This is a genomic window from Streptomyces sp. SYSU D01066-1 (assembly GCF_054956795.1).
Genome location: NZ_JBUDHV010000002.1, coordinates 17458 through 43598 on the forward strand (window position 1 = coordinate 17458; position 26141 = coordinate 43598).

A 26141-nucleotide genomic window follows, 5' to 3' on the forward strand; every position below is an offset into this window, starting at 1 on the left:
GTCAACGCCCCTCAGCCTGCCTTCCGGCTCGTTCCGGCCGCCTTGCCCGCCTTGCTCGACTTACCTCCCTTACCCGCCTTGCCCGTCTTGCCCGTTTTACTCGCCTTGCTCGCCTTATCCGCCTTGCCCGGCTCGGCGGTCTTCGCGTTCCCGGTGGTCTCTGCGGTCCCGGTGGTCTTCTTCTGCGCGGATTTCCGGGCGGTGGCGGTGCGGGTGGTCGCCGGCGAGCCGCTCTTCGTCGCGGCCCCGCTCCGGGCCACGGCACCGGCGCCCTTGGCCACGGCCGTGTTCTTCGCCCGGATGCCGCTGGTCATCCCGGTGCCGGTGCTCGCGGTGGGGGTGGTGGCCGGCCCGGTACGGGCGGACGCCGTCTTCTTGGTCGTGGCGGCGGCGACCTGCTGGGTCGCTGCGGCGGCCGTCTTCTTCGTCGCGACGGCAGGCGTCTTCTTCGCCGCGGCGGTCGCCGTCTTCTTCCCCGCGGCGGCAGGCGTTCTCCCCGTCGCGGCGGCGGCCGTCTTACGAGCCGCAGCCGCAGCCGCCTTGGACCCGGCGGTGCCCGTCGTCCGAGCGGCGGCCGCCGTCCTGGCCGCCCCGGCGGTCTTGCGCGCCCCGGCGCCGGTCTTCCCGGCCCCCGCCGCCGTCGTGGCGGACCGGGCCGCCGTCTTGCGGACCCCGGCCGCCGCCTTACGGGCTCCGGCCGCCGTCCCGGCCTCGGCGGCGGTCCTCGACGCACCGCCCCGGACCGCCTCACCGGCCCCGGCACCCACCGCCGTGGCCACGGCCCCGGCCGCCCCCGCCCTCTTCTTCGCGCGCGCACCCGCGCCCGTACCGTCCGTGTGCGCCTCCGCCGCCTCCGGCTCCCGCCGCCGGGACTGCGTCAGCCAGGCGATCGCCGCCCCGGTGAGCGCGACGGGCCACTCCACGAGACCGGCGACGCCCGCCACCCCGGCACCGGTGTACACCGCCAGCCGCCGCCCGCGGGGCGACACCGCGCCGATCCGCTCCAGCACCCCGCCCGCCGCCTTGCCGACGGTCCCGGCACCCGGCACCCGCTCCAGCACTCCGCCGGCCACCTTGCCGACCGTCCCGGCACCCGGCACCCGCTCCAGCACCGTGACGGCGGCGCCGAGCGGTCCCGGCAGTCCGTGTGTCGCCGACTTCTGCTCAGCCATGACCGTCCTCCACGCGCGTGCTCGCCCTTGGCAACATCACCTTCCGGTATGCGCCGGGTTCCCGCACCTCGGACGGCCATCCTCGGGACACCGGATCACTCCTGTGCCACGGGCCGCCTCGCCAGCGCGAGCGCGTGCAGCGCCTCCAGCCGCCCCCGGGTGGCGTCGTCGGCCGGGACGTACGTCACCATCCGGGGACCGTTCTCCGGGCCGAGCCACAGGTCGGTGTGGTCGAGGACGAGGCGGCCGACGTGCCGGTTGTGGAACTCCTTGCGCTTGCCGCGGTGGGCGAGGACGTCGTGCCGCTCCCACACCTCGCGGAACGCGGGCGACTGGTCGCGCAGCCGCTTCAGCAGCGTCTTCCAGACGGGCTCGGTGAGGTGCCCGGCCATCGCGGAACGGAACCGGGCCGCCATCAGCCGCTGGGTCTCCTCCAGGTGCACGATCGAGGACTGCCACTCCTCATGGGTGTAGGACAGGAGCACGCAGTTGCGGTCCTCGGGCGGCACCGCGTCCAGGTCGCACAGGAGCAGCCCGTAGGTGCGGTTGTGGGCGAGGATGTCGTACCGACTGTTCTGGAGGCAGGCCGGGAAGGGCTCGATCCGCTCCAGCAGGGCCCGCAGCGCCGGGGTGACGGACGGGCACACGGTCGCCGGCGTCGGGTCGACCGCCCCGGCGAGCCGGAAGAGGTGGGCGCGCTCGGTCGGGTCGAGCAGCAGGGCGCGGGCGAGGGCGTCGAGGACCTGCGCGGAGACCTGGATGTCGCGGGCCTGTTCCAGCCAGGTGTACCAGGTCACGCCCACCGCCGAGAGCTGGGCGACCTCCTCGCGCCGCAACCCCGGCGTCCGGCGCCGCCGGCCGCGTACGAGGCCGACCTGTTCGGGGCTGATCCGCTCCCGGCGGCTGCGCAGGAACGCGGCGAGTTCGCGGCGCCGGACGGCGGACACCGCCTGCCGGGGCCGCGTCACGGACGCGTTCTCCTGGTCCGTAATCGTCATGCGCCCAGCATGACCGCGACCGTGCCGCCACCCGTACCCTGTTGCCGGGTACTCCTGCTACCAGGACAAGGACACTCTGGTACCCGGCTGGGCGGGGCCGCAGCCTCGGTGACGTGACCGAGACCCTGACTCCCCCTCCCGCCCGGCCGACCGCTCCACCATCACCGGTACTCGGCGGCACGGGCCTGTTCACCGTGCTGCTGGGCGCGGCCCTTCCCCTCGTCGACTTCTTCGTCGTCAACGTCGCCCTGCCCGCCATCGCCACCGGCCTGTCGGCAAACGAGGCGGTACTGGAACTCGTCGTCGCCGGCTACGGGGTGGCGTACGCCGTCCTGCTGGTCCTCGGCGGGCGGCTGGGCGACCTGTTCGGCCGGCGACGGCTGTTCCTGGCCGGCCTGGCGGCCTTCGGGCTGACCTCACTGGCGTGCGGGCTGGCGCCCGGCGCGTGGTGGCTGGTGGCGGCGCGGGTGGGGCAGGGCGCGTCGGCCGCCGCGATGCTGCCGCAGGTGCTGGCCACCATCCAGGCGACCACGTCGGGCCCCCGGCGCGCGAAGGCGATGAGCCTGTACGGGGCGACGGCCGGGCTGGCGATGGTGGCCGGGCAGGTCCTGGGCGGCGTCCTGGTCACCGCCGACCCCGCCGGTACGGGCTGGCGGTCGGTGTTCCTGATCAACGTCCCGGTGGTGCTGGCCGCTCTGCCCCTGGCCGCCCGCGCCGTACCGGAGACGCGGTCCGCCCGCCCGGAACCCGTGGACGTCCCCGGCACCCTGCTGCTGGCGGCGGCCCTGATCGCGCTGCTGCTCCCGCTCACCGAGGGCCGGGCGGCGGGCTGGCCGCTGTGGACGTGGCTGTCGCTGGCGGCGTTCCCGTGCGCGGCGACGGCGTTCTGGGCGGTGGAGCGCGGGGCGGACCGGCGGGGCCGTACGCCGCTGGTGCCGCCGAGCCTGTTCGCGCTGGTGTCGCTGCGGCGCGGGCTGCTGCTCGTCCTGCCGTTCTCGATCGGGTTCAGCGGCTTCATGTTCGTGATCGCGGTGGCCCTGCAACAGGGCGCGGGGCTGACTCCGGTGGCCGCGGGCCTGACGCTGGCGCCACTGGCGGTGACGTTCTTCCTGGCCTCGCTGGCCGGTCCCCGGCTGGTGTCCCGGTACGGCACGCGCGTGGTGCCCGCGGGCGCCGCCCTCCAGGCCGTCGGGGTGGCGCTGCTGGCCCTGGCCGCCTGGCGGTACTGGCCGCACCTGGGCTTCGCCGTACTGCTGCCGGGCGCGGCCGTGGCGGGGGCCGGCCAGGGGCTCCAACTGCCCGTCGTCTTCCGCGTCGTGCTGTCGGAGGTGCCGCAGGCCCGGGCGGGCGTCGGCGGCGGCGTCATGGTCACCGCTCAGCAGTCGGCGCTGGCCCTGGGCGTGGCCACGCTCGGCACCCTGTTCCTGACACTGACCCCGGGCACGGGCATGCGCGACGCCCTGCTGGTCACGCTCCTGGCGCAGCTGGCGGGCGTGGTCCTGACGGGCGTCCTGAGTCTGCGGCTGCCCCGGAACGTGAGCTGAGCGCGCCCGGTCCTGCCGTCCGGCCCCCTGTCAGGCCCGCAGCCCCCGCACCAGCAGCCCCACCACGGCCTCGAACTCCTCGTCGATCTCCGGCCGCCGCCACTCGGCCGCGTGGCAGGGGTCGTGGAAGCGGGCGGTGGCCTGGAAGAACGCTCGGGCGGCGGTCTCCGCGTCACCGGCGGCGAAGGCGCCCGCCTCCGTACCGAGCCGTATGACCCGGGTCAACTGGGCGGTCAGGTCCTCGAGGTGCTCCCCGACCACCGTGCCGCTCTCCCCCACCAGGACCGAGTACGTGGCGAACAGCTCTGGATCGTCACCCGCCTTGCGGCGCTTGGCCTCGAACAGGGCCCGTATCCAGTCCCGCAGCCGGGCCTCCGGGTCGCGGTCGGCGGCGACGATCCCGGCCAGCGCCTCGGAGGTACGGTCCAGCCACCGCTTGGTGACCGCCTCGCGCAGCGCCGCCTTGGTCCGGAAGTGCCGGTAGACGCTGCCGTGGCTGACGCCGAGCGCGCGGGCCACGTCCACCACGGTGGCCTTGGCCGGGCCGTGGCGGCGCAGCACCTCCTCGGTGGCTTCGAGGATGCGCTCGGCGGTCAGGGTCTCGGAGGTCGGTGCCATGTCCTAGACCGTACCCGGCACGGATCAGCGCTCGACGTGGACCATCTGGGCCGCCGGGTAGCGCTCGCCGGCGGCGGCACCGGCCGGCACGGCCTCCTCGATCGCGGCGAGGTCGGCGGCGTCCAGCGTCACCTCCAGCGCGCCCAGCGCCTCCCCGAGCCGCTCCCGGGTACGGGCGCCGACCAGCGGCACGATGTCCGTACCGCGCGACAGCACCCACGCGATGGCGACCTGCGCGACGCTCACGCCCTTGCCCTCGGCGATCTCCCGCAAGGCCTCGACGAGGTCCAGGTTGTGCTTGAGGTTGTCGCCCTGGAAGCGCGGGGAGTGGGCGCGGAAGTCGGTGGCCGCGAGCTGCCGGTCGGGGGTGAAGTGCCCCGAGATCAGCCCGCGCGAGAGGACGCCGTACGCCGTGACACCGATCCCCAGCTCCCGCACGGCGGGGAGGATCTCGTCCTCGATGCCGCGCGAGATGAGCGAGTACTCGATCTGGAGGTCGCTGATGGGCGCGGTGGCGGCGGCCCGCCGGACGGTCCCGGCCCCGACCTCGCTGAGGCCGATGTGCCGTACGTACCCCTTCTCGACCAGCTCCGCGATGGCGCCGACGGTCTCCTCGATGGGCACGTCGGGGTCGAGGCGGGCGATGCGGTAGACGTCGATGTGGTCGACGCCCAGGCGCTGGAGCGAGTAGGCGGCGAAGTTCTTCACGGCGGCGGGCCGCCCGTCGTACCCCGCCCAGCCGCCGTCCGGGTCCCGCAGCGCCCCGAACTTCACGCTGATCAGCGCCCGCTCCCGCGCGGCGGCGGGAGCGGCGCGCAGGGCCTCGCCGATCAGCATCTCGTTGTGCCCCATGCCGTAGAAGTCACCGGTGTCGAGCAGCGTGATCCCGGCGTCGAGAGCGGCATGGACGGTGGCGATGGACTCGGTCCGGTCCGCCTCTCCGTAGAGCGCGGACATCCCCATGCAGCCGAGGCCGAGGGCGGAGACGCGGGGACCGGTGGTTCCGAGAGAGCGCGTTGGCATCGTCATGCCACCCACCATGGCATGACAGCTGACAGATTTCAATATCTGTCATTCACCACTGCCCTACGCTGCCCCGATGAGCCCCCTGACAGACCGAGCCGCGATGGAGTCGGCGTTCGGCGCCGACGAGTTGTTCACCCTGGACGACAGGACACTGTCCGTCATCGCCCACGCACCCACGCGAGCGTTCCTTCGAGACGTCGGCCTGCCGTCCCAGGGGCTGTGGTTCGAAGCGGACCGACGCCTGGTCGACGGCGACCTCGAAGTGGGCGGCGAGGGATGGCGGGCCTTCGCCGAGAAGCACCCGGACATCACGTTCGACATGTCGGCCTGGCTGACGCTGGGCGGATTCGGCATGGACGACTTCATCGTCGACACGGTCACCGGCGTCGTGTACTGCGTGCCGGAGAACCACCCCGTCCAAGTCCTGAACAGCAGCGTCGACACGCTCGGCTTTTTCCTGCACGCACTCGAACTGAGGCGGCCGGAGTACGACCCCGAGATCGACTGCGACGAGGACCTGGGCCCCGGCAACCCCGAGGACGACCTCCTCGCCCTCATGCGTCAAACCGAGCCCGCCCTCCTGGAGAAGCCCGACTGTTACTGGCACGTGATCCTGCACTACGTGGAGAAGTGCCTGATGTTCTACTGACCGCCGAACCGCACGAATACGCGCGAAAGAGACGCACCATTCGCACAGTTGACCGTGCGTCACCCCGTAAGGATGATGCCTGCGAGCAGGCTGACCACCACGGGGGCGTTCATGGGCGTCGTACTACCGAGCTACCTCGACGAGGCTCTCGATCTGATCGGCGTCTCCTGGCCCAACGTCGACGAGGACGACTACCGCGCGATGGCGGACTCCATGCGGGAGTTCGCCACCAGCCTGGACAACGGCACCGCCGACCTGCACACCGTGGTCCAGGACATGCTGGGCGCCAACGAAGGACCGGCCGTCGACGCGCTGGCCGCGCACTGGGACAAGGTCAAGGGCAAACACCTGGCCGGCCTCGCGGACATCGGACGGGCCGCCGGAGACGGACTGGACGCGGTCGCGGTACTGATCGAGGGCGCCAAGCTCGCGGCGATCGCCCAACTCGGCATCCTCGCCGCCGAGATCGCCGCCGCCGTCGCCGCGGCGCCAGTGACCCTGGGGGCGTCGTCGCTGATGGGCCTGGCGGGCACCCAGGCGTGCCGCATCGCGGTGAAACGGATCTTCAAGGAGGTCCAGGAACAGGTCGTCGACGAGATCATGTCCCGGGTGACGGCCCCGATCGAGGAAGCCGTCGGGGCGATGGTCGGCGACCTGGTGGTCCAGACGGGGTCGAAGGCGCTCGGCCTCCAGGACGACGTGGACCTCGGCGAGACCGTGCAGGCGGGCAAGGAGTCCGTGCAGGCGGGCAAGGAGTCCGTGCAGGACGCGGGGAAGACGTCGATGCAGATCGCCTCCGCGGGATCGGGCGGCGGAGGCGGTTCCGGCGGCGGCACGGGGAAGATCGGCGTCGACCTGGAGTCCTACACCGCGCTGGAGAACGCCCTCAAGGGCGCCGGCGACCACTTCGACGGCAAGAGCATGTCCCATCTGCGGACCGCGAGGACGCGACAGGGGAACACCCGCGGAAAGGACTCCATAGCCAACGCCGTGAACAGCGCCCTGGACACGGCGATGGACGGCATCGAACAAGGCGTCAAGAAGGCCGTACAGCATGTCGGAAAGGACATGAAGGACGGCGTCGGGACGATGCGCGACAACCATCGGAACAACGATGACAGCATCGCGCAGAACCTCCACAAGATTCACCGGCGGGAACCGACCCGGGACGAACTGCGCGCACAACTGGGCGAGAAGCCGGTCTACCTCCTGGGCGACAGGGGGAAGATCCAGCGACTGACCAGCAACGGACCGGCGGACCTGACGGACAAGGACCGTGAACTGCTGGGAATACCACTGAAGCTGACCGGAAAGAACAAGGATAAACTTCCCGACCGCCCAGTGAATCCCGATAACCCCTACGCTTGGGACAAGAACGATACACCTGAAGACAAGGCGGCACGTTCTCGGAAATCCTCCACCAAGGTACCTTTCTACGAGGACGAACTGTCCCGGGCGACCGCCCTTGCCCGGCATGAACAAAGGAGCTACGGAAATTACAGGCCCCAGAGCGGAAGCAAAGAACTCAAGTTCACCAGCAACAACTACGCGGCGGCGCGTGTGCAGCACGAAGACGACGATGGTCGACAACAGGAGTTCATACTGGTCGGCCGGAGCAACAACCCTGTCCACTCGGAAAAGGTTCTCGGCATACCTTTTCTGGAAAACGGAACGGGACAGCATGTGAAGGATCTGTACACTGAACGGGAGCCATGCAGCGAAAGCAGCGACTGCGCAGCCTGGATAGAAAAGTACATGCCCCATGTAAACGTAACACACGGCGTGGATTACGGCCCAGGAACCATGGAGAGCGGCAACCGCGAGATGGAGGACCGGCTCAACAGAATGCTCCCCGGGGAACGCAGCACGAGGAAGAGTCCATGGACCAACTTCCAGGGCCTACACCCGCAGCATTGATTGATAGCCTCAGAGCAGTACACCCCCGAGTGAGAGCCGGAAGCCCCTCATGAGCCCTCTGATCGATCGAGCTTCAATGGAGTCGGTGTTCGGCGCCGACGAGTTGGTCACCCTCGATGGCGAGACCCTGACCGTCATCGCCCACGCTCCTACGCGCTCCTACCTGCGGGATGTTGGCCTGCCCGAGAGGGAGCAATGGTTTTTCACGTCTCAGGACGTCATCGAGGGCAACCTCACGATCGGCGGGCCGGGTTGGCAAGCGGCTCAGGAGCGCAACGCCGACTGCCCGTTCGACATGTCCTCCTGGCTTGCGCTGGGAGGCATCGCCATGGACAACGTCATCGTCGACACGGTCACAGGAGTCATGTACTGCATCCCTGAGGAACGCTCCATACATGTACTGAATAGCAGCGTTGACGCACTCGGCTTCTTCCTGCACGCGTTGGAAATGGAACGGCACGCTTACGACGGCGACATCGACGACGATTCCGGCCTTGACCCCGTGGGCGCAGAGGAACGCCTCCGCGCCCTCATGCACCGCACCGACCCCGTCGCCCTACAGAACCCCGACTCCTCCTGGCACATGGTCCTGCACTACGTCAGCAATGGCCTGATGTTCTACTGACCACCGAACCGCACGAATACGCACGAGAGAGACGCACCATTCGCACAGTTGACCGTGCGTCACCCCGTAAGGATGATGCCTGCGAGCAGGCTGACCACCACGGGGGCGTTCATGGGCGTCGTACTACCGAGCTATCTCGACGAGGCTCTCGATCTGATCGGCGTCTCCTGGCCCAACGTCGACGAGGACGACTACCGCGCGATGGCGGACTCCATGCGGGAGTTCGCCACCAGCCTGGACAACGGCACCGCCGACCTGCACACCGTGGTCCAGGACATGCTGGGCGCCAACGAAGGACCAGCCGTCGACGCGCTGGCCGCGCACTGGGACAAGGTCAAGGGCAAACACCTGGCCGGCCTCGCGGACATCGGACGGGCCGCCGGATGAAGAACTCTCTCACGGGCGTCGGCGACCACTTCCACGGCAAGAGCATGTCCCCTCTGCGGACCACGAAGACGCGACAGGGAAGCACTCGGGTAAAGGACCCTGTAGCCAACGCCGTGAACCGCACCCTGAACACAGCGATGGACGGCATCGAACAAGGCGTCAAAAAAGCCGTACAGTATGTCGAAGATAAACTGTCCCGCGCAACCGCCCTGGCACGGAACGAGCAGAACAGTTACGGAAACTACGAGGTGAAAAAAACAGCTCCCAAACCAAAATTCACTGCCAACAACTACGCTGCGGCACGCATTGAATACGATCAGGACGGCGAGCGGCGCGAGTTCATCCTGGTCGGCCGCAGCAACAACCCGGTCCACTCGGAAAAGGTACTTGGAGTTCCTTTTCTGGAGAACGGAACGGGCCGGCACATGAAGGATCTGTACACGGAGCGCGAACCATGCAGCGGCAGCAGCGACTGCGCGGCCTGGATCGAGAAGTACATGCCGCATGTCAATGTCACCCACAGCGTGGATTTCGGCCCTGGAACCACGGAGAGCGGGAACCGGGAAATGGAGGACCGGCTCAACAGAATGTACCCGGGGGAACGGCCGACGAGGCGAAGCCCATGGACCAACTTCCAGGGCATGCACCCGCAACACTGATTGGTAACCTCGCACCTGTCACAGCCCCTGATGAGAGCCGGACACCCTCATGAGTCCCCTGATCGACCGTACTGCCATGCAGTCGGTGTTCGACGAGCTGGTCACCCTTACCGACGAGGCACTCGCCGTCATCGCGCACGCGCCCACCCGTGCGTTTCTGCGAGATGTCGGCCTCCCGGAGCGGGAGCAGTGGTTCTTCACGAGCCAGGAACTCGTGGACGGCTCCCTCGTCCTGGACGGCCCGGCCTGGCAAGCGGTCCAGGAGCGGTACCCGGGCTGTCCGTTCGACATGTCGGCCTGGCTGGCCCTGGGGGGCATCGGTATGGACGACGTCATCGTCGACACGGTCACAGGCGTCGTCTACTGCATCCCGGAGGATGGCGCACCGCACCGGCTCAACAGCAGCGTCGACGCCCTGGGCTTCTTCCTGTACTCGCTGGAGAAGGAACGCCCGGAATACGACGCCGAAGTCGCCGCCGGCGCGGGATTCGACCCCGAGGGAGCCGAGGAACGCCTGCTCGCCTCTGGCGCCGTACCGATCCCATAGCCCTGGAGAACCCCGACTCGTCCTGGTACATGGTCCTGCGCTACGTGCGCAACGCCCTGATGGACTGACCCCGAGGAACCCGCCATGTCCCCCACCGGCAACCCCTTCGCCGACCGCTTCGGCCCCGCCGGCACCCGTCGCTTCGACGCCGTCCCGGGTGGTGGTCTCCTCCTCCCCCTGCGCGTCATGCCGTACTTCCACGTCCTCGCGGACGAGCCGGAGTCCCTCCCCGCGTACGCGGACTCCATCGGCAAGCGCGTGAACGAGGAGGCCCAGCTGTCCTGGACCCGCCTCGGCTCGGACCGCGCCTTCGAGATGTGCGCGACGCACGAGGGGGACGTCCGCGCGGTGCTCCTCGGCTACGACGAGCCCGACCGCTTCGTCAGCTCCAGTCCCGCCCTCTTCGCCGAGGCACTGCTGGAGCTGGACATCCTCCTGGAGGTGCTCGGCGCCGCCGAAACCCCGGGCGACGCCTCCGAGGCGTTCCGCACCACCCACGACACTCTGAGCGCCGCGGACCCCCGCGCCTTCGAGGACCCGGAGAACTGGTGGCCCCTGGTGCTGGAGGACATCCGCACCACCGCGAGCGTCGAGGCGTACGCGACCTTCGAGTTCGTCGCACCGGACGGTGAGAAACACCTGGTGAGCGAGGCGGGCGGGCTCTGCGTCCACCCCGAGCAGCGCGCCTGGTCGAAGATGTACGAGGCCGGGATCGAGCCGGAACAGGTCACCCGTGTCCACACCGAACTGGAAGCCTGCTTCATGCCGGGCCACTACTGCTCGATGTGGCTGGAGCTGATGTTCCCCCACGCCTCGCTCAGCCACAACGTCTCCTACGGCGAGACCGCCGCCGAACGGGCCGAGGGCATCCGTCAGTTGCGGGAGGCCACCCGGCCGCAGGCTCCGGGGGCGCGCTGAGCCGTGGTGACGGTGACCGACGACGACCCGGCCGCCCGCGCCGCCCAGTCACTGCTGTCGTGGGCCGTCGCTTCCGGCGCCCCGGCGGGCCCGGCACCGCGCACCGCCGTGGTCACGGGCCCGCCCGGCGCGGGCAAGAGCCGGCTGCTGGCCCTGTTCGTCGCGGGAGCGGCAGGGGCGGCGGGGGCGGCCGGACCCGCCTCCGCCCCGCACCCCACCGTGCACGCCGTGGGCTTCGCCGAGGGCAGGACAGCCCGCACCCTGGCCTGGCAGCTCGGCCGGCACCTCGGCTACGGACCGGTCGAACCGGACGAGCTGCTGCGGCGTCTGGCGGCCGACCCGCGGCCCGTCCTGCTGGTCGTCACCGACCTGCACCGGTCCGGACGTGGCCCGGCCGACCTGCCCGCCGCTCTGCCGGGCACGCTCGTCGAGGAGCTGATCACCCCGTTACGGGCCCTGCCCGGCGTCCGCCTGATCGTCGAGTCCGACACCCCGGACCTGCTCGGCGGTGCGGACGACGTACTGGTCGTGGACATGGGAACCCGGACGGAAGCCCCCGCGGCTCCGCCGGGCGGAACCGCCCCGCCCGCCCTGCCGTCGCCGTCCGTTCCTCCGTCCCCCGGCCACGACTGGCGCACCGCCACCCCCGACGAGCGCGAACACGCCCTCGACCACGCGCTGGCCAACGGCACCGCCCACCAGCTCCTCCGGGACCCGGGCTACCTGGTGTACGGCTCGGTACCGGCGATCACCGCGGCCCTCGCCGACCCTCGGATTCCGCTGCCGCCGGGCCTGCGGACCATCTGGGCCGAGGCCGCCCCCGTACTGTCCGCGCCGGACCTCCCGGACACCCAGCGGGCCGCTGTACTGCACTCCGCCGCGCTCGCCGCCCAACCGCGCCTGGCCGAGTACCTGCGGCCACTGGCCGAGGCCGGCCCGTGGACGACGCTCTGGTCGCGGCCGGCCCGCAGCACGGCCGCCCTCACGCTCACCCCCGCCGGCACCTTCGTCGCGGCGGACGCGCTGGGCCGGCCCACCCGGTACGCCCTCGCGGACGGGCTGACCCGTACGAGACTGCCCTCGGGCACGGCCTGGCAGCCCGCGGCGCTCGCCCCGGTCTCCTCCGACTGTCTGCTGGCCCTCGACCGCTCGGGCACCCTGCGGCCCCTCCCCCTCGTCCCCGACGCGCCGGTGCCCATCGGCCTCGGGTCGCTCCTCCTGGGCCACAACGCCGCCGCGCTGGCCTCCGTCCCGGCCCCGGCGGACCTGCCCACCGCCCTCGCCACGACGGCCCGGCACACGGCCGTCGGCGACGGTCACGGCCGGGTCCACCTGTGGCCGCTGGACTCCCCCGTCCCCGAACCGCCCACGACGTTCCGGCCGCACCGCTCCCCGGTGGCCTCCCTGGCCTGCCTCGACGTCGGTGGCACGCTCCTCGTGGTCAGCGGGGGCCTCGACGGCACGGTCGCCCTGTGGGACTCCGCCACCGCGCAACCGCTCACCGAACCCCTGGAACGGCGCAACGCGCTGCCCACCGCCCTGGCTCTGGCCGACACGGACGCCGCCGGGCCCGTGCTCGCCGTCGCCTGGTCCGACCGGCGGCTCCACCTGTGGCACCTGCTCAGCGGACGGATGACGGCGCTGCCGGCCCCGTACCGCGTCCGCGCCCTCGCGCTCACCGACGACGCCCGTCTGCTGTCGGCCGGAGCCGGCGGGATCCGTCTCGCCCGCCTCGGCCTCGCCGCCCTGTGGGCCACGGCAGACGGACGCCGGACGGGCTGAACCCTCCAGCCCGTCCGGCGTCCGTGACACCCGCTCCGCGGATCTAGCAGCCGACCAGGCGGCCGGCCAGGTACCCCTCGATCTGGTCCAGCGAGACCCGCTCCTGCTTCATGGAGTCGCGCTCGCGCACCGTCACCGCGTTGTCCTCCAGCGTGTCGAAGTCGACCGTCACGCAGTACGGCGTGCCGATCTCGTCCTGGCGGCGGTAGCGGCGGCCGATGGCGCCGGCGTCGTCGAAGTCGATGTTCCAGTTCTGCCGGAGCGCCTGGGCCAGGCCCTTGGCCTTCGGGGACAGGTCGGCGTTCCGCGACAGCGGCAGCACCGCGACCTTCACCGGGGCCAGGCGGTGGTCGAGGCGCAGCACGGTGCGCTTCTCCATCTTGCCCTTGGCGTTGGGCGCCTCGTCCTCGACGTAGGCGTCCAGCAGGAAGGCGAGCATCGCGCGCCCGACACCGGCCGCCGGCTCGATGACGTACGGCGTCCAGCGCTCGCCGGCCTCCTGGTCGAAGTAGGAGAGGTCCTGACCGGAGGCCTTGCTGTGCGCGCCGAGGTCGTAGTCGGTGCGGTTGGCGACGCCCTCCAGCTCACCCCACTCGCTGCCGCCGAACTGGAAGCGGTACTCGATGTCGGCGGTGCGCTTGGAGTAGTGGGAGAGCTTCTCCTGCGGGTGCTCGTACCACCGCATGTTCTCCTCGCGCATGCCGAGGCCGGTGTACCAGTTCCAGCGCTGCTCCATCCAGTACTCCTGCCACTTCTCGTCCTCGCCCGGCTTGACGAAGAACTCCATCTCCATCTGCTCGAACTCGCGGGTGCGGAAGATGAAGTTGCCGGGCGTGATCTCGTTGCGGAAGGACTTGCCCATCTGGGCGATGCCGAACGGCGGCTTGCGGCGCGAGGCGACCTGCACCTGGGCGAAGTTGGTGAAGATGCCCTGGGCGGTCTCGGGCCGCAGGTAGGCGACGGAGCCGGTGTCCTGGGTGGGGCCGAGGTGGGTGGAGAGCAGGCCGGAGAACTGCTTGGGCTCGGTGAACTGGCCCTTGTTGCCGCAGTTGGGGCAGTTGATGTCGGCCAGGCCGTTCTCGGGGGCGCGGCCCTTCTTCTCCTCGTACCCCTCTTCCAGGTGGTCCGCGCGGAACCGCTTGTGGCAGGCGGTGCACTCGGTCAGCGGGTCGGAGAAGGTCGCGACGTGGCCGGAGGCGACCCAGACCTCGGGGGCGAGGATCACGGAGGAGTCGATGCCGACGACGTCCTCGCGCGACGTGACCATGTAGCGCCACCACTGGCGCTTGAGGTTCTCCTTGAGCTCGACACCGAGCGGGCCGTAGTCCCAGGCGGCACGCTGGCCGCCGTAGATCTCACTACAGGGGAAAACGAAGCCACGGCGCTTGCTCAGGCTGACGATGGTGTCGATCTTGTCGGCGGCCACGGTGCTCTCTTCATTACGACGACGGGCGACGAAGCGAGATGCTTCCAGCGAATGACTCAGGTTACCGGCGATGCCCGGCCCTCGACCAAATCGGCCCCCGCTCCACCCTTTGTTGACAACCGTTTCCAGATTTGTTGAAAATGAGTGTCATGAACGTACGACGACGTCCCATATCCGGCATAGCGGTCGCAGCGGTCACCGCGCTCGGCCTCGGCACCCTTTCCGCCTGCTCCGGCGACAGCGCGGAGGCGGGTGGCGGGGGCGGCGGCAAGCTCGACGTCGTCGCGTCGTTCTACCCGATGCAGTACCTCGCCGAGCGGATCGGCGGGGACCGCGTGAGCGTCACCACCCTCACCGAACCCGGCCAGGAGCCGCACGACCTGGAGCTGAGCACCAAGCAGACCGCCGAACTGGGCGAGGCGGACGCGGTGCTCTACCTGAAGTCGCTGCAGCCCGCCGTGGACGAGGCGGTCGCCCAGTCCGGCGTCAAGACCAAGATCGACGCGGCCACGCTGACCGAGCTGGAGAACCACGGCGACGTCGAGCACGACCACGCCGGCGAGGAGGAGCACGCCGAGTCCGAGGAAGAGGAGGCGGAGTCCGCCCTCGACCCGCACGTGTGGCTGGACCCGGTCAAGTACGCCGAGATCGCCGAGGGCGTCGCCCGGGCCCTCGAGAAGGCCGACCCGGACCACGCCGCCGACTACCGGAAGAACGCCGAGGCGCTGGCGGCCGAGCTCGACGCTCTGGACACGGCGTACGAGAACGGTCTGAAGAACACCGACACCAAGGTCTTCTTCACCAACCACGCCGCCTTCGGCTACCTCGCCGAGCGCTACGGCCTGACCCAGGAGGCCATCTCCGGCCTCGACCCGGAGAGCGAGCCCAGCCCCGCCCGGATCAAGGAGCTGCAGACCGAGGCCAAGGCCGACGGCGTGACCACCGTGTTCTACGAGACACTGGTGTCGGACAAGACCGCGAAGACCCTCGCCGAGGACGCGGACCTGAAGACCGACGTCCTCGACCCGCTCGAAGGCATCACCGACAAGTCCGAGGGCGAGGACTACATCGAGGTCATGGAGTCCAACCTCGAAGCGCTGAAGACCGCCCTCGGCGCCAAGTGACAGATCCTGACCGTACGGAGGACCTCGTGAGCGACGAGCCCGTCATATCCCTGCGCGGTGTCCGCGCCGAACTGGGCTCGCGCCTCGTCCTGCGGGGCATCGACCTCACCGTGCGCCGCGGTGAGGTCGTCGCGCTGCTCGGCGCGAACGGCTCCGGCAAGTCCACCGCCGTGCGCACCGCCATCGGCCAGGTGCCGGTGACGGCCGGGGAGGTCGAGCTGTTCGGCACCCCGTTGCGCCGGTTCCGCGACTGGGCGCGGGTGGGCTACGTCCCCCAGCGCACCACGGCCGCCGGCGGCGTGCCCGCCACGGTGACCGAGGTCGTCACCTCCGGGCGGCTGTCCCGGGCCCGCCTCGGCGTCCTGCGCAAGGCCGACCACCGGGCCGTACGCCACGCCCTGGACCTGGTCGGCATGGCGGAGCGCGCCAAGGACTCGGTCAACGCCCTCTCCGGCGGCCAGCACCAGCGCGTCCTGATCGCCCGCGCGCTCGCCTCCGATCCCGAGCTGCTGATCATGGACGAGCCGATGGCCGGCGTCGACCTGGCCAGCCAGGAGGTGCTCGCCGAGACCCTGCGCGAGCAGACCGCCGCCGGTACGACCGTCCTGCTGGTCCTGCACGAGCTGGGCCCCCTGGAGCCGCTGATCGACCGGGCCGTCGTCCTGCGCGACGGCTGCGTCCTGCACGACGGCCCGCCCCCGAAGGCGGTCGGCCAGCACGCCCTGCCCGGCCACGACCACGTCCACCCGCACGACACCTCGGGCGCCGAACCGATCCGCACCGGACTGCTGAGCTGACCGCCATGGACATCCTGAACTACGCCTTCATGCAGCGGGCCCTGCTGGCCGCCGTCCTGGTCGGCGTCACCGCCCCCGCGATCGGCATCTACCTGGCCCAGCGCCGCCAGGCCCTGATGGGCGACGGCATCGGCCACGTCGCGATGACCGGCGTCGGCCTCGGCTTCCTGCTCTCCTGGTCCCCGGTGTGGATGGCCACCCTGGTCTCCGTGCTGGGCGCCGTCCTGATGGAACTGATCCGCTGGTACGGCCGCACCCGCGGCGACATCGCCCTCGCCATGCTCTTCTACGGCGGCATGGCCGGCGGCGTGATGTTCATCAACCTCGCGCCGGGCGGCTCCAACGCCAACCTCACCTCGTACCTCTTCGGCTCGCTGTCCACGGTGAGCGAGTCGGACGTCACCGCGATCTGCCTGCTGGCCGCCTTCGTGGTGCTGGTCACCCTGGGCCTGCGCCGGCAACTGTTCGCGGTCAGCCAGGACGAGGAGTTCGCGCGGGTCACCGGGCTGCCGGTGCGCGCGCTGAACCTGCTGACCGCCGTCACCGCCGCCGTCACCGTGACCGTCGCCATGCGCGTGGTCGGCCTGCTGCTGGTCTCCGCGCTGATGGTGGTCCCGGTGGCCGCCGCCCAGCAGCTCAGCCGCAGCTTCGCCGCCACCTTCGCCATCGCCGTCGCGATCGGCGTCGCGGCGACCCTCGGCGGCACGGTCACCTCGTACTACCAGGACGTGCCGCCCGGCGCGACGATCGTGCTGCTCGCCCTCGGCGCGTTCATCGCGCTGACCGTGCTGGCCGCCCCGCTGGCCCGGCGGCGCGCGCGGGCCTCCGCCGCCGCGCACGCCGCCGCCGACCCCGCCGAGTGCCGGATCCCGGCCGGGCGGGAGGCGGGCGTGTGACCGGGGTGTGCCCGGCATCCGATCGGCGTCCGGCCGACGGCGGCCGGGGCTGGCACAATGGCCCCGGCAGCGCAGACGTGAGGAGGCCACCGGTGACCACCGCAGGACCACCCGTGAAGGGCCGTGCCACCCGGCAGCGCGCCGCCGTGTCGGCGGCCCTGCAGGAGGTCGAGGAGTTCCGCAGCGCGCAGGAACTGCACGACATGCTCAAGCACAAGGGCGACTCGGTCGGTCTCACCACCGTCTACCGCACCCTGCAGTCCCTCGCCGACGCCGGTGAGGTCGACGTCCTGCGCACCGCCGACGGGGAGTCCGTCTACCGCCGCTGCTCCAGCGACGACCACCATCACCACCTGGTCTGCCGCGCCTGCGGCAAGGCCGTCGAGGTGGAGGGGCCCGCCGTGGAGAAGTGGGCGGAGGCCGTCGCCGCCGAGCACGGCTACGTCAACGTGGCGCACACCGTGGAGATCTTCGGCACGTGCGCGGAGTGCGCGAACTGACCTCCGCCCCGCCCGTCACAGGCGGGTCAGGTGCCGGTCCAGGACCGCGCGCAGCCGGTCGGCGTCGGCGCCGTCCCCGAGGCCCCGCTTGGGCAGCACGGTGAAGCAGGAGACGTTCCGGTCATCGCTGAACAGGACGAACGCCTCGGGGGTCTCGCGGTAGCGCGGCTGCGCCGCCCAGGTGACCGTCGTCGAGGTGGCGTCGTTCGTCACCGTCAGCCCGGACTCCGTCACCGTCGCCCGGTGGTCGCCGAACCGCGCCGCCAGGGCGAGGAACTGGCGGGCCTGGAGCCACGGCAGCAGGAGCAGCAGCACGGTGACCAGGACGATCCAGACCGTGAGGAACAAGTCGAACTCCCCCGTCACCGCCCCGACGACGATACTCACCACCGCGCAGACGGCCGCGACGGCGAGCAGCACCCGCTGCAGCCGCGCGCCCTCGCGGATCCGTCTTCGCGCCCGCAGCGCCGCCGTGAAGTCCCCGAACTTTGGCCGGTACGCCAGCTCCACGGCGTCCGCGCCCGTCTCCCGCCCCATGTCCATGACCATGAGGCGGAAAGCGTAGGCGAAGAAGATCAGCTGTGCTGACGGCCCTCCATGGCGAGCAGCTCCTCGTTGGGGATCGCCCCGCCGAAGCGCCGGTCCCGGGAGGCGAACTCCAGGCACGCGCGCCACAGGTCGCGGCGGTCGAAGTCCGGCCACAGCACGTCCTGGAAGACCATCTCCGCGTACGCGCTCTGCCACAGCAGGTAGTTGGAGGTGCGCTGCTCGCCGCTGGGCCGCAGGAACAGGTCGACGTCCGGCATGTCCGGGTAGTACAGGTACTTCGCGACCGTCTTCTCGGTGACCTTGGACGGGTCGAGCCGCCCGGCCCGCACCTCCTCGGCGATCGCCTTCGCCGCGTCGGCGATCTCGGCCCGGCCGCCGTAGTTCATGCAGAAGTACAGGGTGAGCCGGTCGTTGTCCTTGGTCTGCTCCTGGGCCACCTGGAGCTCCTTGGCGACCGACTTCCACAGCTTGGGCATCCGGCCCACCCAGCGGACCCGGACCCCCAGCCCGTCGAGGGTGTCGCGGGACTTGCGGATGAAGTCGCGGTTGAAGTTCATCAGGAAGCGCACCTCGTCGGGCGAGCGCTTCCAGTTCTCGGTGGAGAAGGCGTACAGGGAGACGTTCCCTACGCCGATCTCGATGGCCCCCTGGAGCACGTCCATGACCTGCTCGGCGCCGACCTTGTGGCCCTCGGTGCGGGGCAGCCCGCGCTGCTTGGCCCAGCGGCCGTTGCCGTCCATGACGATGGCCACGTGCTCCGGGACCAGCTCCCCGGGCAGCTTCGGCGGCCGGGCGCCGGAGGGGTGCGGCTCGGGTGTCCGGTACTCCCGGCGCTGACGCCCCAGAATCCCGCGTACGGCCATGTCAGGTTCTCCTACTTCTCGACGTACCGCAGGGAGCGCAGTCCCCGCTCCAGATGCCAGTGCAGGTAGGCGGAGACCAGCCCGCTGCCCTCGCGGACGTGCCGCGGCTCGGCCGCGTCCGCCGTGGCCCAGTCTCCCGCAAGCAGCGCGCCGAGCAGTTCCAGGGCCTGGGGCGAGGGTACGACGCTGCCGGGCACCCGGCAGTCGGCGCAGACGGAACCGCCCGATCCGACCGAGAAGAACCGATTCGGCCCCGGCATCCCGCACTTCGCGCAGTCCCCGAAGGTCGGGGCGTACCCGTTGACCGCGAGGGAGCGCAGCAGGAAGGCGTCCAGGACCAGGCCGGGCGCGTGCTCGCCGCGGGCGAGGGTGCGCAGCGCGCCGACCAGCAGCAGGTACTGCTGCACGGCCGGCTCCCCCTCGTGGTCGGTGAACCGCTCGGCGGTCTCCAGCATGGCCGTCCCGGCGGTGTACCGGGCGTAGTCGGTGACGATGCCGCCGCCGTACGGCGCGATGGTCTCGCTCTGCGTGCACAGCGGCAGTCCGCGGCCGACCAGTTCGCTGCCGCGCGCGAAGAACTGCACGTCGACGTGGGAGAAGGGTTCGAGCCGGGCGCCGAACTTGCTCTTCGTGCGCCGCACGCCGCGGGCCACGGCGCGTACCCGGCCGTGACCGCGGGTGAGCAGGGTGATGATCCGGTCCGCCTCACCCAGCTTCTGGGTGCGCAGCACGATGCCGTCGTCGCGGAACAGACTCATGGCATCCATTGTCACCCACGTCTCAGGGCACCTCGCCCCGGCTGCGGGCGTTGGCGTACGCCGTCCCCGCGCCGATCCGCTCGGCGGGCGTCGCCCGGCGCACCGCGCCCGGTTCGGCGTCCCACTCCCGCCCGCCGCCGCACGGCCGCAGCTGGACGTACGGCCCCTCGTACCCCATGACGATCCCCACCCTTCCGCTCCGGGTGTCCACGACGTACGAACCGACGGGTTCCTGCACCACGCCCTCCGCTCCTCCGGCCCCTTCGCTGCGGCCGGTCACCGTTGTCCGTCCGAGTCCCCCGTCTCCTCTGTTTTTCGGTTCCGCGCGCCGTCTCCCCAAGGTGACGTTTCAGCACCTGCCCCGGATGACGCCGGCGCCCCGTAAGTACGCTGGTGAAGCGGGAAGTTCGGGAGGGCCGCCGGGGATTGCAGAAACGTCCCGTTCGATCATGTGATGCCCAGGCCCGACGGTGTTCGAGTGCCGGATTCGACGGGGTGCGGGCACCGGGGTCCGCGCCCAGGGGCACCGGGGACCGCCGGGACGGGCCCGCGGCCCCGTCCCGGCGCCCGTAGCGGTTCACGGCCCCGGCTCCCCGCCGCGCCCGCCCTGCGTCCCGCACGCCGGGCCCTCGTCGCGGCCCGGGCACGCACCGGCCGGCGCCGCGGCCGGGCCTGGTTCCGCGGGAGCGGGCCCGTCAGCTCACGAAGGTGTCCGGGCAGCCGCCGTCAGCAACCGGTTCACGTCGTCCGAGCAGATGGTCAGGGCCGCGCCCACCGTGGCCAGGGTGTCGTGTTCGGCGGGGGTGTAGGGGCCGTCGGCGAGGGCGATGCGGGCGCCCTGGAGGAGGATCGACTCGCGGCCGGCGGCGGCCAGGTGCGGGGCCAGCGGGTCGAGCGCCTCGTGCAGCTCTATGGCGAGGCCGGGCCCGCAGGGGCCGCCCCGGACCCGTCCGGTGTCCGCCGCGAGCGCCTCGACCAGCGTCTCCAGCCGCTCCTCGGTGCAGTCCTCGAAGCCCGCCGCGCGCACCGCGCCGGCCGCCGCCGTCAGCGCCGTACGGGAGCGGGTGCCGCCCGCGGCCAGCACCGCGAGGGCGACGGTGTGCACGGCGTCGCGGAGCATCGCGGAGAAGCGGGTGGTGGTGGGGTGGTCGAGGACGTCGGTGCCGAAGTGGCGCCGGCAGGCCGCGCACTCGACGACCGGGCCGGTGTCCCCGCGGGGCAGTACGGGCATCCCGAGCAGGGCGAGCCGGCGGCGGCCGGTGAGGCGCCGGTAGTTGCGGTCCCCTCCGCAGGCGGGGCAGAAGAACTCGCCGTCGCCGACGGCCGTCCACGCGGTGCGGGTCCCCAGGATGCGCGGCGGCCGGGCAGCTCGGCCGTTCCGTCCCCGTCCAGGCAGCACGTCGCACCTCCGTAACCGCACGGCAACATCGCCGTACTGGCGTGATGTTAGCCACATCGCCGACGCGGAGTCAGTACCCCGTACGAGACCTTTCCGTGACCTGCACACGCATATGGCCGGTACCCGACGCCGCCCCGTCCCCCGCGCGGCGGGCGGACGGGGCGGCGGACCACTGGATCGGCTGGTCAGCGCGCCGCTCGGTTGACGGCGGAGACGACCGCCTTGAGCGAGGCGCGCGTCGTGTTCGCGTCGATTCCGATCCCCCACAGGACCTTGCCGTCGATGGCGCACTCGATGTAGGAGGCGGCCTGCGCAAAGGCCCCTTCGCTCATCGTGTGCTCCTGGTAGTCCAGCAGGCGCACGTCGATGCCGACGGCCTGGAGGGCGTCGAAGAAGGCCGAGATCGGGCCGTTGCCCGAGCCGGTCAGCACGGTGTCGGCGCCGTCGACCGTGGCCTCCACGGTGAGGGTGTCCACGCCGTCCCGGTCGGTGGTCGTCTGGCCGGCGCGGACCTGGATGCGCCCCCAGGCGTTGTCCGGGTTGGGCAGGTACTCGTCCTGGAAGACCTCCCAGATCGCCGCCGGGGTGATCTCGCCGCCCTCGGCGTCCGTCTTCGCCTGGATGATCTTCGAGAACTCGATCTGCATCCGGCGCGGCAGGTCCAGCTTGTGGTCGTTCTTCAGGACGTAGGCGATGCCGCCCTTGCCGGACTGCGAGTTGACCCGGATGACCGCCTCGTAGGAGCGGCCGACGTCCTTGGGGTCGATGGGCAGGTAGGGGACGGCCCATTCGAGGTCGTCCACGGTGACGCCGCGGGCCGCCGCGTCGGCCTCCATCGCGTCGAAGCCCTTCTTGATGGCGTCCTGGTGGGAGCCGGAGAAGGACGTGTAGACCAGGTCGCCCACGTACGGGTGGCGCGGGTGGACCTCCATCTGGTTGCAGTACTCCCACGTACGGCGGATCTCGTCGATGTCGGAGAAGTCGATCTGCGGGTCGACGCCCTGGGAGAACAGGTTCATGCCCAGGGTGACCAGGTCGACGTTGCCGGTGCGCTCGCCCTGGCCGAACAGGCAGCCCTCGACGCGGTCGGCGCCGGCCATCAGGGCCAGCTCGGCCGCCGCCACCGCCGTACCGCGGTCGTTGTGCGGGTGGACGGAGAGCACCACGTGCTCGCGGCGGGACAGGTTGCGGTGCATCCACTCGAAGCGGTCCGCGTGCGTGGACGGCGTCGAACGCTCCACGGTGGCGGGCAGGTTGAGGATGATCTCGCGGTCCGGGCCGGGCTGGTAGACGTCCATCACCGCCTCGCAGACCTCCAGGGCGAAGTCCAGCTCGGTGTCGGTGAAGATCTCCGGGCTGTACTGGTAGCCGAAGACCGTCTCCGGGCCCAGCAGCTTCTCGGCGTACTCCATGACCAGCCGCGTGCCGTCGACGGCGATCTGCTTGATGTCGTCCCTGGAGCCGCGGAAGACGACCCGGCGGAAGACCGGCGCGGTGGCGTTGTACAGGTGGACGGTGGCCCGCCTGGCGCCCCTCAGGGACTCCACGGTCCGCTCGATCAGGTCCTCGCGGGCCTGGGTCAGTACGGAGATGGTGACGTCGTCGGGGATGGCGTCCGGGTCCTCGATGATGGAGCGGACGAAGTCGTAGTCGGTCCGGCCGGAGGCCGGGAAGCCGACCTCGATCTCCTTGTAGCCCATCTTGACCAGCAGGTCGAACATCGCGCGCTTGCGGGCGGGCGACATGGGGTCGATCAGGGCCTGGTTGCCGTCGCGCAGGTCGGTGGAGAGCCAGCGGGGGGCCTGGGTGATCCGCTGGTTCGGCCAGGTGCGGTCGGCGATGTCGACCTGCTCGTAGCCGCGGTACTTCTGGATCGGCATGGAACTGGGCTGCTGGCGATTGGCCATGGTGGCGTGGGCTCCTCGATGTGTCCGCGATGTCCGCGAGTCCGGAAGGACGGCCGACGGCAACGCAGAAGCTCCGCGGGGAGGGAGTCGGCCTCGACTACAGGCCCTCGCCGCGGCAGCTAAGGAGAAGCAGCCCGAAGTGCATGGTGCCGTGCAGCCTAGCCCAGTCGTGCCGGATACGCGGGTCCGTATCAGTATGCGGGACCCGTGGGAGGACCGGGACAAAAAGTGCCGCATACCACTCCCGGGGCTCCGCGGTCGCCCGGCGGCGGCCCATTTCACCAATCACGGTTGCCACCGGTGACAGGTGCGCTACGCAGTGCGATGGTGTGGGGCATGAACGACAACGGGGGCTTCGAGCCCGTCTTCTGCACCATCGTCCCGCCGCACGTCCTGGACAAGCTCGCCCAGGCCGACGACCCCGTGCTCGCCGGACCCGCCCGCCGCACCCTCCAGCGCGACGCCTACGAGCGCACCCAGCGCCGCCTGACCACGGTGGTCGGCGCCCGCGCGGCGGCCGCGCCCGCCACCGCCGAGGCCGGCACCCCGCACCGCACCGTCTACGACGCCCGCAACGGCACCGACCTGCCCGGCACCAAGGTGCGCGGCGAGGGCGACGACCCGGGCCAGGACGCCACCGTCAACCGCGCCTACGCGGGCCTCGGCGCCACCTTCGAGGTGCTGCTGAAGGCGTACGGCCGCGACTCCATCGACGGCGACGGCCTGCCGCTGGACGCGACCGTGCACTACGACCGCGAGTACGGCAACGCCTTCTGGAACGGCGAGCAGATGGTGTTCGGCGACGGGGACGGCGAGATCTTCCTCGACTTCACCATCCCCCTCGACGTCATCGGCCACGAACTCGTCCACGGCGTCACCCAGTACACGGCCAACCTGACCTACTTCGGCCAGAGCGGCGCCCTCAACGAGTCGGTGTCGGACGTCTTCGGCTCCCTGGTCAAGCAGTACGCGCTCGGGCAGACCGCCGACCAGGCGGACTGGCTGATCGGCGCCGGCCTGCTCGCCCCGCGCGTCACCGGGGTGGCGCTGCGCTCGCTGAAGGCGCCCGGCACCGCCTACGACGACGACGTCCTCGGCAGGGACCCGCAGCCCGCGACGATGGACGGCTACCTCCACACCGGCTCGGACAACGGCGGCGTGCACATCAACTCCGGCATCCCCAACCACGCCTTCTACCTCTTCGCCACGGCGCTCGGCGGCAAGGCCTGGGAGCGGGCCGGGCAGGTCTGGTACGACGTGCTGACCGGCGGCGAGCTGGGCCAGGAGGCGACGTTCGAGGAGTTCGCCGCGCTGACCCTGGCGGCGGCCCGGGAGCGCTACGGCGACGGGGAGGAACTGGACGCGGTGGGCAAGGCCTGGGAGCGGGTCGGGGTGCGGGCGGAGGCACGGAGCGGGACACAGGCCGGGACACAGGCCGAGTAGTTCCGTACCGGACGCCGGCGTACTAGACACGGACCATGCGGATTCAGGTGACGCGCACAGGAGGCTTCGCGGGCGTCGAACGCCACGCGGAGGTGGACACCCGGGGCCGCCCGGACGCGCGGGAGTGGCACGCGCTGGCCGAGCGGGCCGTCGAGGGCGCCCGGACCATCCCGCCCGTCGGGGTGCCGGACGGGTTCGGCTACCGGATCACCGTGGACGGCCGGACGGTCCACGCCGCCGAGCCCGGACTGACCGAGGCCCAACGGGAGCTGGTCATCCGGGTGTTGAAGGAGGGGTCGTAGCTGTTGACGTGAGCGGCGGACCGTGCGGATGATCCCGGCATGGTGACGACGGACCCGGTGCCCAGGTTCCCGGCCGGCTTCCTGTGGGGGGTGTCGACCTCGGCCCACCAGATCGAGGGGGCCGCCGGGACGCGCGAGCGGTCCGTGTGGGACGCCTTCACGGACCGGCCCGGCCGGGTGCGGGACGGCTCGACGGCGGCGGTGGCCTGCGACCACTGCCGCCGTTACCGCGAGGACGTGGCGCTGCTGGCCGGCCTGGGCGTCGGCGCGTACCGCTTCTCGGTGTCCTGGCCGCGGGTGAACTCCCCCGGCGGGCTGGACTTCTACGACCGGCTGACGGACGAGCTGTGCGCGGCGGGCGTCCGCCCGGTGCCCACCCTCTTCCACTGGGACCTGCCGCTCGGCCTCCACTGGCGCGAGCGGGACACCGCGGAGCGGTTCGCGGCGTACGCGGCGCGGGTCGCGGACCGGCTCGGCGACCGGGTGCGTACGTGGATCACCCTCAACGAACCCGCCGAGCACACCCTGCTCGGCCACGCCCTGGGGGTGCACGCGCCGGGCGAGCGGCTGCTGTTCGACGCGCTGCCGGTGGCCCACCACCAGCTCCTCGCGCACGGCCTGGCGGTACGGGCGCTGCGCGCGGCGGGCGCCGCCGGCATCGGCATCGCCAACTCGCACGGGCCCACCTGGCCGGCCTCCGAGGACCCCGCCGACCGGGAGGCCGCCGGCTTCTACGACACCCTGCTCAACCAGATGTTCGCCGACCCGCTGCTCCTGGCCCGCTACCCGGACGGCGTCGGCGAGCTGATGCCCGGGGACGTGGCGGCCGACCTGGCGGTGATCGCCGAGCCCCTCGACTTCTACGGCGTGAACTACTACGCGCCGACCCGGGTGGGCGCCCCCGCCGGAGAGGACCAGTTCGGCGCCGGACTCCCCTTCTCCGTCCGCGAGATCGAGGGCCGCCCGGTGACCGACTCCGGCTGGCCCGTCGTCCCCGAGGCGCTGACGGAGCTGCTCACCGGCTTCCGCGCCCGCTACGGCGACCGGCTCCCGCCGGTCCTGATCACCGAGAACGGCTGCGCCTACGACGGCCTCGACGACCAGGCCCGCATCGCCTACCTGGACGGCCACCTGCGCGCCCTGCACGAGGCGCTGGCGGCCGGGGTGGACGTACGCGGCTACTTCGTGTGGTCGCTGCTGGACAACTTCGAGTGGGCGGAGGGGTACACCCGGCGGTTCGGGCTGGTCCATGTGGACTTCGCCACGCAGCGGCGCACGCCGAAGGCGTCGTACGGCTGGTTCCGGGACGTGCTGAGGGCCCAGGCGTGAGGCAGG

The 26141-nt window shown here is 71.3% G+C and carries 27 protein-coding genes; 16 read left to right on the plus strand and 11 right to left on the minus strand.

The window, feature by feature from the left end:
• Nucleotides 1-11: 11 nt before the first annotated feature.
• Both ACY1JF_RS02040 and ACY1JF_RS02045 read right to left on the minus strand, forming a co-directional pair.
• A complete protein-coding gene (locus tag ACY1JF_RS02040) occupies nt 12-1172 on the minus strand; it encodes a hypothetical protein (RefSeq protein ID WP_462703200.1) in 1161 nt (386 codons plus the stop codon).
• Between the two features lie 95 nt (nt 1173-1267).
• Entirely contained in the window at nt 1268-2170 is a 903-nt protein-coding gene (locus ACY1JF_RS02045) for an MmyB family transcriptional regulator (RefSeq protein WP_462703201.1), read from the minus strand.
• A 113-nt stretch (nt 2171-2283) separates the two neighbouring features.
• On the opposite strand from ACY1JF_RS02045, the gene ACY1JF_RS02050 reads away from it, so the two are divergent.
• Nucleotides 2284-3714 (plus strand): MFS transporter, encoded by a 1431-nt coding sequence (locus tag ACY1JF_RS02050; RefSeq protein WP_462703202.1) that lies wholly within the window; start codon nt 2284-2286, stop codon nt 3712-3714.
• Nucleotides 3715-3744: 30 nt separating this feature from the next.
• On the opposite strand, the gene ACY1JF_RS02055 is transcribed toward ACY1JF_RS02050, so the two are convergent.
• Both ACY1JF_RS02055 and ACY1JF_RS02060 read right to left on the minus strand, forming a co-directional pair.
• On the minus strand, nt 3745-4332 hold the full coding sequence (locus ACY1JF_RS02055; protein WP_462703203.1) for a TetR family transcriptional regulator: 588 nt from the start codon (nt 4330-4332) through the stop codon (nt 3745-3747).
• 24 nt (nt 4333-4356) lie between these two features.
• Nucleotides 4357-5355 (minus strand): aldo/keto reductase, encoded by a 999-nt coding sequence (locus ACY1JF_RS02060; RefSeq protein WP_462703476.1) that lies wholly within the window; start codon nt 5353-5355, stop codon nt 4357-4359.
• A 76-nt stretch (nt 5356-5431) separates the two neighbouring features.
• Between ACY1JF_RS02060 and ACY1JF_RS02065 the strand changes: the two genes are divergently transcribed.
• The 8 genes from ACY1JF_RS02065 to ACY1JF_RS02100 all read left to right on the plus strand — a co-directional run bounded on the left by ACY1JF_RS02065 (nt 5432) and on the right by ACY1JF_RS02100 (nt 12842).
• Nucleotides 5432-6007, plus strand: a complete 576-nt coding sequence (locus ACY1JF_RS02065; protein ID WP_462703204.1) for an SUKH-4 family immunity protein — start codon at nt 5432-5434, stop codon at nt 6005-6007.
• Nucleotides 6008-6118: 111 nt separating this feature from the next.
• The gene (locus tag ACY1JF_RS02070; RefSeq protein ID WP_462703205.1) at nt 6119-7924 is read left to right on the plus strand and encodes a WXG100-like domain-containing protein; all 1806 of its coding nucleotides are present in this window, start codon (nt 6119-6121) and stop codon (nt 7922-7924) included.
• A 49-nt stretch (nt 7925-7973) separates the two neighbouring features.
• A complete protein-coding gene (locus ACY1JF_RS02075; protein WP_462703206.1) occupies nt 7974-8549 on the plus strand; it encodes an SUKH-4 family immunity protein in 576 nt (191 codons plus the stop codon).
• A 75-nt stretch (nt 8550-8624) separates the two neighbouring features.
• Complete coding sequence (locus ACY1JF_RS02080) at nt 8625-8936, plus strand: WXG100-like domain-containing protein (RefSeq protein WP_462703207.1); 312 nt, start codon at nt 8625-8627, stop codon at nt 8934-8936.
• A gap of 113 nt (nt 8937-9049) precedes the next feature.
• Complete coding sequence (locus ACY1JF_RS02085; protein WP_462703208.1) at nt 9050-9595, plus strand: nucleic acid/nucleotide deaminase domain-containing protein; 546 nt, start codon at nt 9050-9052, stop codon at nt 9593-9595.
• 49 nt (nt 9596-9644) lie between these two features.
• A complete protein-coding gene (locus tag ACY1JF_RS02090; RefSeq protein WP_462703209.1) occupies nt 9645-10142 on the plus strand; it encodes an SUKH-4 family immunity protein in 498 nt (165 codons plus the stop codon).
• 84 nt (nt 10143-10226) lie between these two features.
• Complete coding sequence (locus ACY1JF_RS02095) at nt 10227-11060, plus strand: nucleic acid/nucleotide deaminase domain-containing protein (protein WP_462703210.1); 834 nt, start codon at nt 10227-10229, stop codon at nt 11058-11060.
• Nucleotides 11061-11066: 6 nt separating this feature from the next.
• Entirely contained in the window at nt 11067-12842 is a 1776-nt protein-coding gene (locus ACY1JF_RS02100; RefSeq protein WP_462703211.1) for a WD40 repeat domain-containing protein, read from the plus strand.
• A gap of 43 nt (nt 12843-12885) precedes the next feature.
• Here ACY1JF_RS02100 and ACY1JF_RS02105 read toward each other — a convergent pair whose 3' ends face one another.
• Complete coding sequence (locus tag ACY1JF_RS02105) at nt 12886-14268, minus strand: glycine--tRNA ligase (RefSeq protein ID WP_462703212.1); 1383 nt, start codon at nt 14266-14268, stop codon at nt 12886-12888.
• A 149-nt stretch (nt 14269-14417) separates the two neighbouring features.
• On the opposite strand from ACY1JF_RS02105, the gene ACY1JF_RS02110 reads away from it, so the two are divergent.
• The 4 genes from ACY1JF_RS02110 to ACY1JF_RS02125 all read left to right on the plus strand — a co-directional run bounded on the left by ACY1JF_RS02110 (nt 14418) and on the right by ACY1JF_RS02125 (nt 17585).
• Nucleotides 14418-15392 (plus strand): metal ABC transporter solute-binding protein, Zn/Mn family, encoded by a 975-nt coding sequence (locus ACY1JF_RS02110; protein ID WP_462703213.1) that lies wholly within the window; start codon nt 14418-14420, stop codon nt 15390-15392.
• A 26-nt stretch (nt 15393-15418) separates the two neighbouring features.
• The gene (locus ACY1JF_RS02115) at nt 15419-16189 is read left to right on the plus strand and encodes a metal ABC transporter ATP-binding protein (protein ID WP_462703214.1); all 771 of its coding nucleotides are present in this window, start codon (nt 15419-15421) and stop codon (nt 16187-16189) included.
• Nucleotides 16190-16194: 5 nt separating this feature from the next.
• Nucleotides 16195-17085: a metal ABC transporter permease gene (locus ACY1JF_RS02120; RefSeq protein ID WP_462703215.1), complete on the plus strand. Its 891-nt coding sequence runs from the start codon at nt 16195-16197 to the stop codon at nt 17083-17085.
• 92 nt (nt 17086-17177) lie between these two features.
• Nucleotides 17178-17585 carry a Fur family transcriptional regulator gene (locus ACY1JF_RS02125; RefSeq protein WP_462703216.1) on the plus strand — a complete coding sequence of 136 codons (408 nt, stop codon included), beginning with the start codon at nt 17178-17180 and terminating at the stop codon, nt 17583-17585.
• A gap of 15 nt (nt 17586-17600) precedes the next feature.
• Here ACY1JF_RS02125 and ACY1JF_RS02130 read toward each other — a convergent pair whose 3' ends face one another.
• The 6 genes from ACY1JF_RS02130 to leuA form a co-directional block, all read right to left on the minus strand.
• Nucleotides 17601-18134, minus strand: coding sequence for a YcxB family protein (locus ACY1JF_RS02130; RefSeq protein ID WP_462703217.1), 534 nt, complete (start codon nt 18132-18134; stop codon nt 17601-17603).
• Between the two features lie 26 nt (nt 18135-18160).
• Nucleotides 18161-18997: an isoprenyl transferase gene (locus tag ACY1JF_RS02135; protein ID WP_462703218.1), complete on the minus strand. Its 837-nt coding sequence runs from the start codon at nt 18995-18997 to the stop codon at nt 18161-18163.
• An 11-nt stretch (nt 18998-19008) separates the two neighbouring features.
• Nucleotides 19009-19755, minus strand: coding sequence for a DNA repair protein RecO (gene recO, locus ACY1JF_RS02140; RefSeq protein ID WP_462703219.1), 747 nt, complete (start codon nt 19753-19755; stop codon nt 19009-19011).
• 22 nt (nt 19756-19777) lie between these two features.
• A complete protein-coding gene (locus ACY1JF_RS02145; protein ID WP_462703477.1) occupies nt 19778-19993 on the minus strand; it encodes a hypothetical protein in 216 nt (71 codons plus the stop codon).
• A 462-nt stretch (nt 19994-20455) separates the two neighbouring features.
• Nucleotides 20456-21154, minus strand: coding sequence for a TerB family tellurite resistance protein (locus ACY1JF_RS02150; RefSeq protein WP_462703220.1), 699 nt, complete (start codon nt 21152-21154; stop codon nt 20456-20458).
• 185 nt (nt 21155-21339) lie between these two features.
• Nucleotides 21340-23061 carry a 2-isopropylmalate synthase gene (gene leuA / locus ACY1JF_RS02155; RefSeq protein ID WP_462703221.1) on the minus strand — a complete coding sequence of 574 codons (1722 nt, stop codon included), beginning with the start codon at nt 23059-23061 and terminating at the stop codon, nt 21340-21342.
• 336 nt (nt 23062-23397) lie between these two features.
• Here leuA and ACY1JF_RS02160 point away from each other — a divergent pair, with 336 nt between their 5' ends.
• Genes ACY1JF_RS02160 through ACY1JF_RS02170 form a run of 3 tightly spaced genes read left to right on the plus strand, consistent with a single transcriptional unit; the run spans nt 23398 to nt 26135 of the window.
• Complete coding sequence (locus ACY1JF_RS02160; RefSeq protein WP_462703222.1) at nt 23398-24504, plus strand: M4 family metallopeptidase; 1107 nt, start codon at nt 23398-23400, stop codon at nt 24502-24504.
• 35 nt (nt 24505-24539) lie between these two features.
• Nucleotides 24540-24806 (plus strand): protealysin inhibitor emfourin, encoded by a 267-nt coding sequence (locus tag ACY1JF_RS02165; protein WP_462703223.1) that lies wholly within the window; start codon nt 24540-24542, stop codon nt 24804-24806.
• Nucleotides 24807-24845: 39 nt separating this feature from the next.
• Nucleotides 24846-26135, plus strand: a complete 1290-nt coding sequence (locus tag ACY1JF_RS02170; RefSeq protein ID WP_462703224.1) for a GH1 family beta-glucosidase — start codon at nt 24846-24848, stop codon at nt 26133-26135.
• Nucleotides 26136-26141 lie beyond the last annotated feature (6 nt).

Coding starts and splice junctions, on each gene's coding strand:
- ACY1JF_RS02040 (WP_462703200.1), bottom strand. CDS start 1,172: ATGGCTGAGCAGAAGTCGGCGACACACGGACTGCCGGGACCGCTCGGC.
- ACY1JF_RS02045 (WP_462703201.1), bottom strand. CDS start 2,170: ATGACGATTACGGACCAGGAGAACGCGTCCGTGACGCGGCCCCGGCAG.
- ACY1JF_RS02055 (WP_462703203.1), bottom strand. CDS start 4,332: ATGGCACCGACCTCCGAGACCCTGACCGCCGAGCGCATCCTCGAAGCC.
- ACY1JF_RS02060 (WP_462703476.1), bottom strand. CDS start 5,355: ATGCCAACGCGCTCTCTCGGAACCACCGGTCCCCGCGTCTCCGCCCTC.
- ACY1JF_RS02065 (WP_462703204.1), top strand. CDS start 5,432: ATGAGCCCCCTGACAGACCGAGCCGCGATGGAGTCGGCGTTCGGCGCC.
- ACY1JF_RS02070 (WP_462703205.1), top strand. CDS start 6,119: ATGGGCGTCGTACTACCGAGCTACCTCGACGAGGCTCTCGATCTGATC.
- ACY1JF_RS02075 (WP_462703206.1), top strand. CDS start 7,974: ATGAGCCCTCTGATCGATCGAGCTTCAATGGAGTCGGTGTTCGGCGCC.
- ACY1JF_RS02080 (WP_462703207.1), top strand. CDS start 8,625: ATGCCTGCGAGCAGGCTGACCACCACGGGGGCGTTCATGGGCGTCGTA.
- ACY1JF_RS02090 (WP_462703209.1), top strand. CDS start 9,645: ATGAGTCCCCTGATCGACCGTACTGCCATGCAGTCGGTGTTCGACGAG.
- ACY1JF_RS02095 (WP_462703210.1), top strand. CDS start 10,227: ATGTCCCCCACCGGCAACCCCTTCGCCGACCGCTTCGGCCCCGCCGGC.
- ACY1JF_RS02110 (WP_462703213.1), top strand. CDS start 14,418: ATGAACGTACGACGACGTCCCATATCCGGCATAGCGGTCGCAGCGGTC.
- ACY1JF_RS02120 (WP_462703215.1), top strand. CDS start 16,195: ATGGACATCCTGAACTACGCCTTCATGCAGCGGGCCCTGCTGGCCGCC.
- ACY1JF_RS02130 (WP_462703217.1), bottom strand. CDS start 18,134: ATGGTCATGGACATGGGGCGGGAGACGGGCGCGGACGCCGTGGAGCTG.
- ACY1JF_RS02135 (WP_462703218.1), bottom strand. CDS start 18,997: ATGGCCGTACGCGGGATTCTGGGGCGTCAGCGCCGGGAGTACCGGACA.
- recO (WP_462703219.1), bottom strand. CDS start 19,755: ATGAGTCTGTTCCGCGACGACGGCATCGTGCTGCGCACCCAGAAGCTG.
- leuA (WP_462703221.1), bottom strand. CDS start 23,061: ATGGCCAATCGCCAGCAGCCCAGTTCCATGCCGATCCAGAAGTACCGC.
- ACY1JF_RS02160 (WP_462703222.1), top strand. CDS start 23,398: ATGAACGACAACGGGGGCTTCGAGCCCGTCTTCTGCACCATCGTCCCG.
- ACY1JF_RS02165 (WP_462703223.1), top strand. CDS start 24,540: ATGCGGATTCAGGTGACGCGCACAGGAGGCTTCGCGGGCGTCGAACGC.
- ACY1JF_RS02170 (WP_462703224.1), top strand. CDS start 24,846: ATGGTGACGACGGACCCGGTGCCCAGGTTCCCGGCCGGCTTCCTGTGG.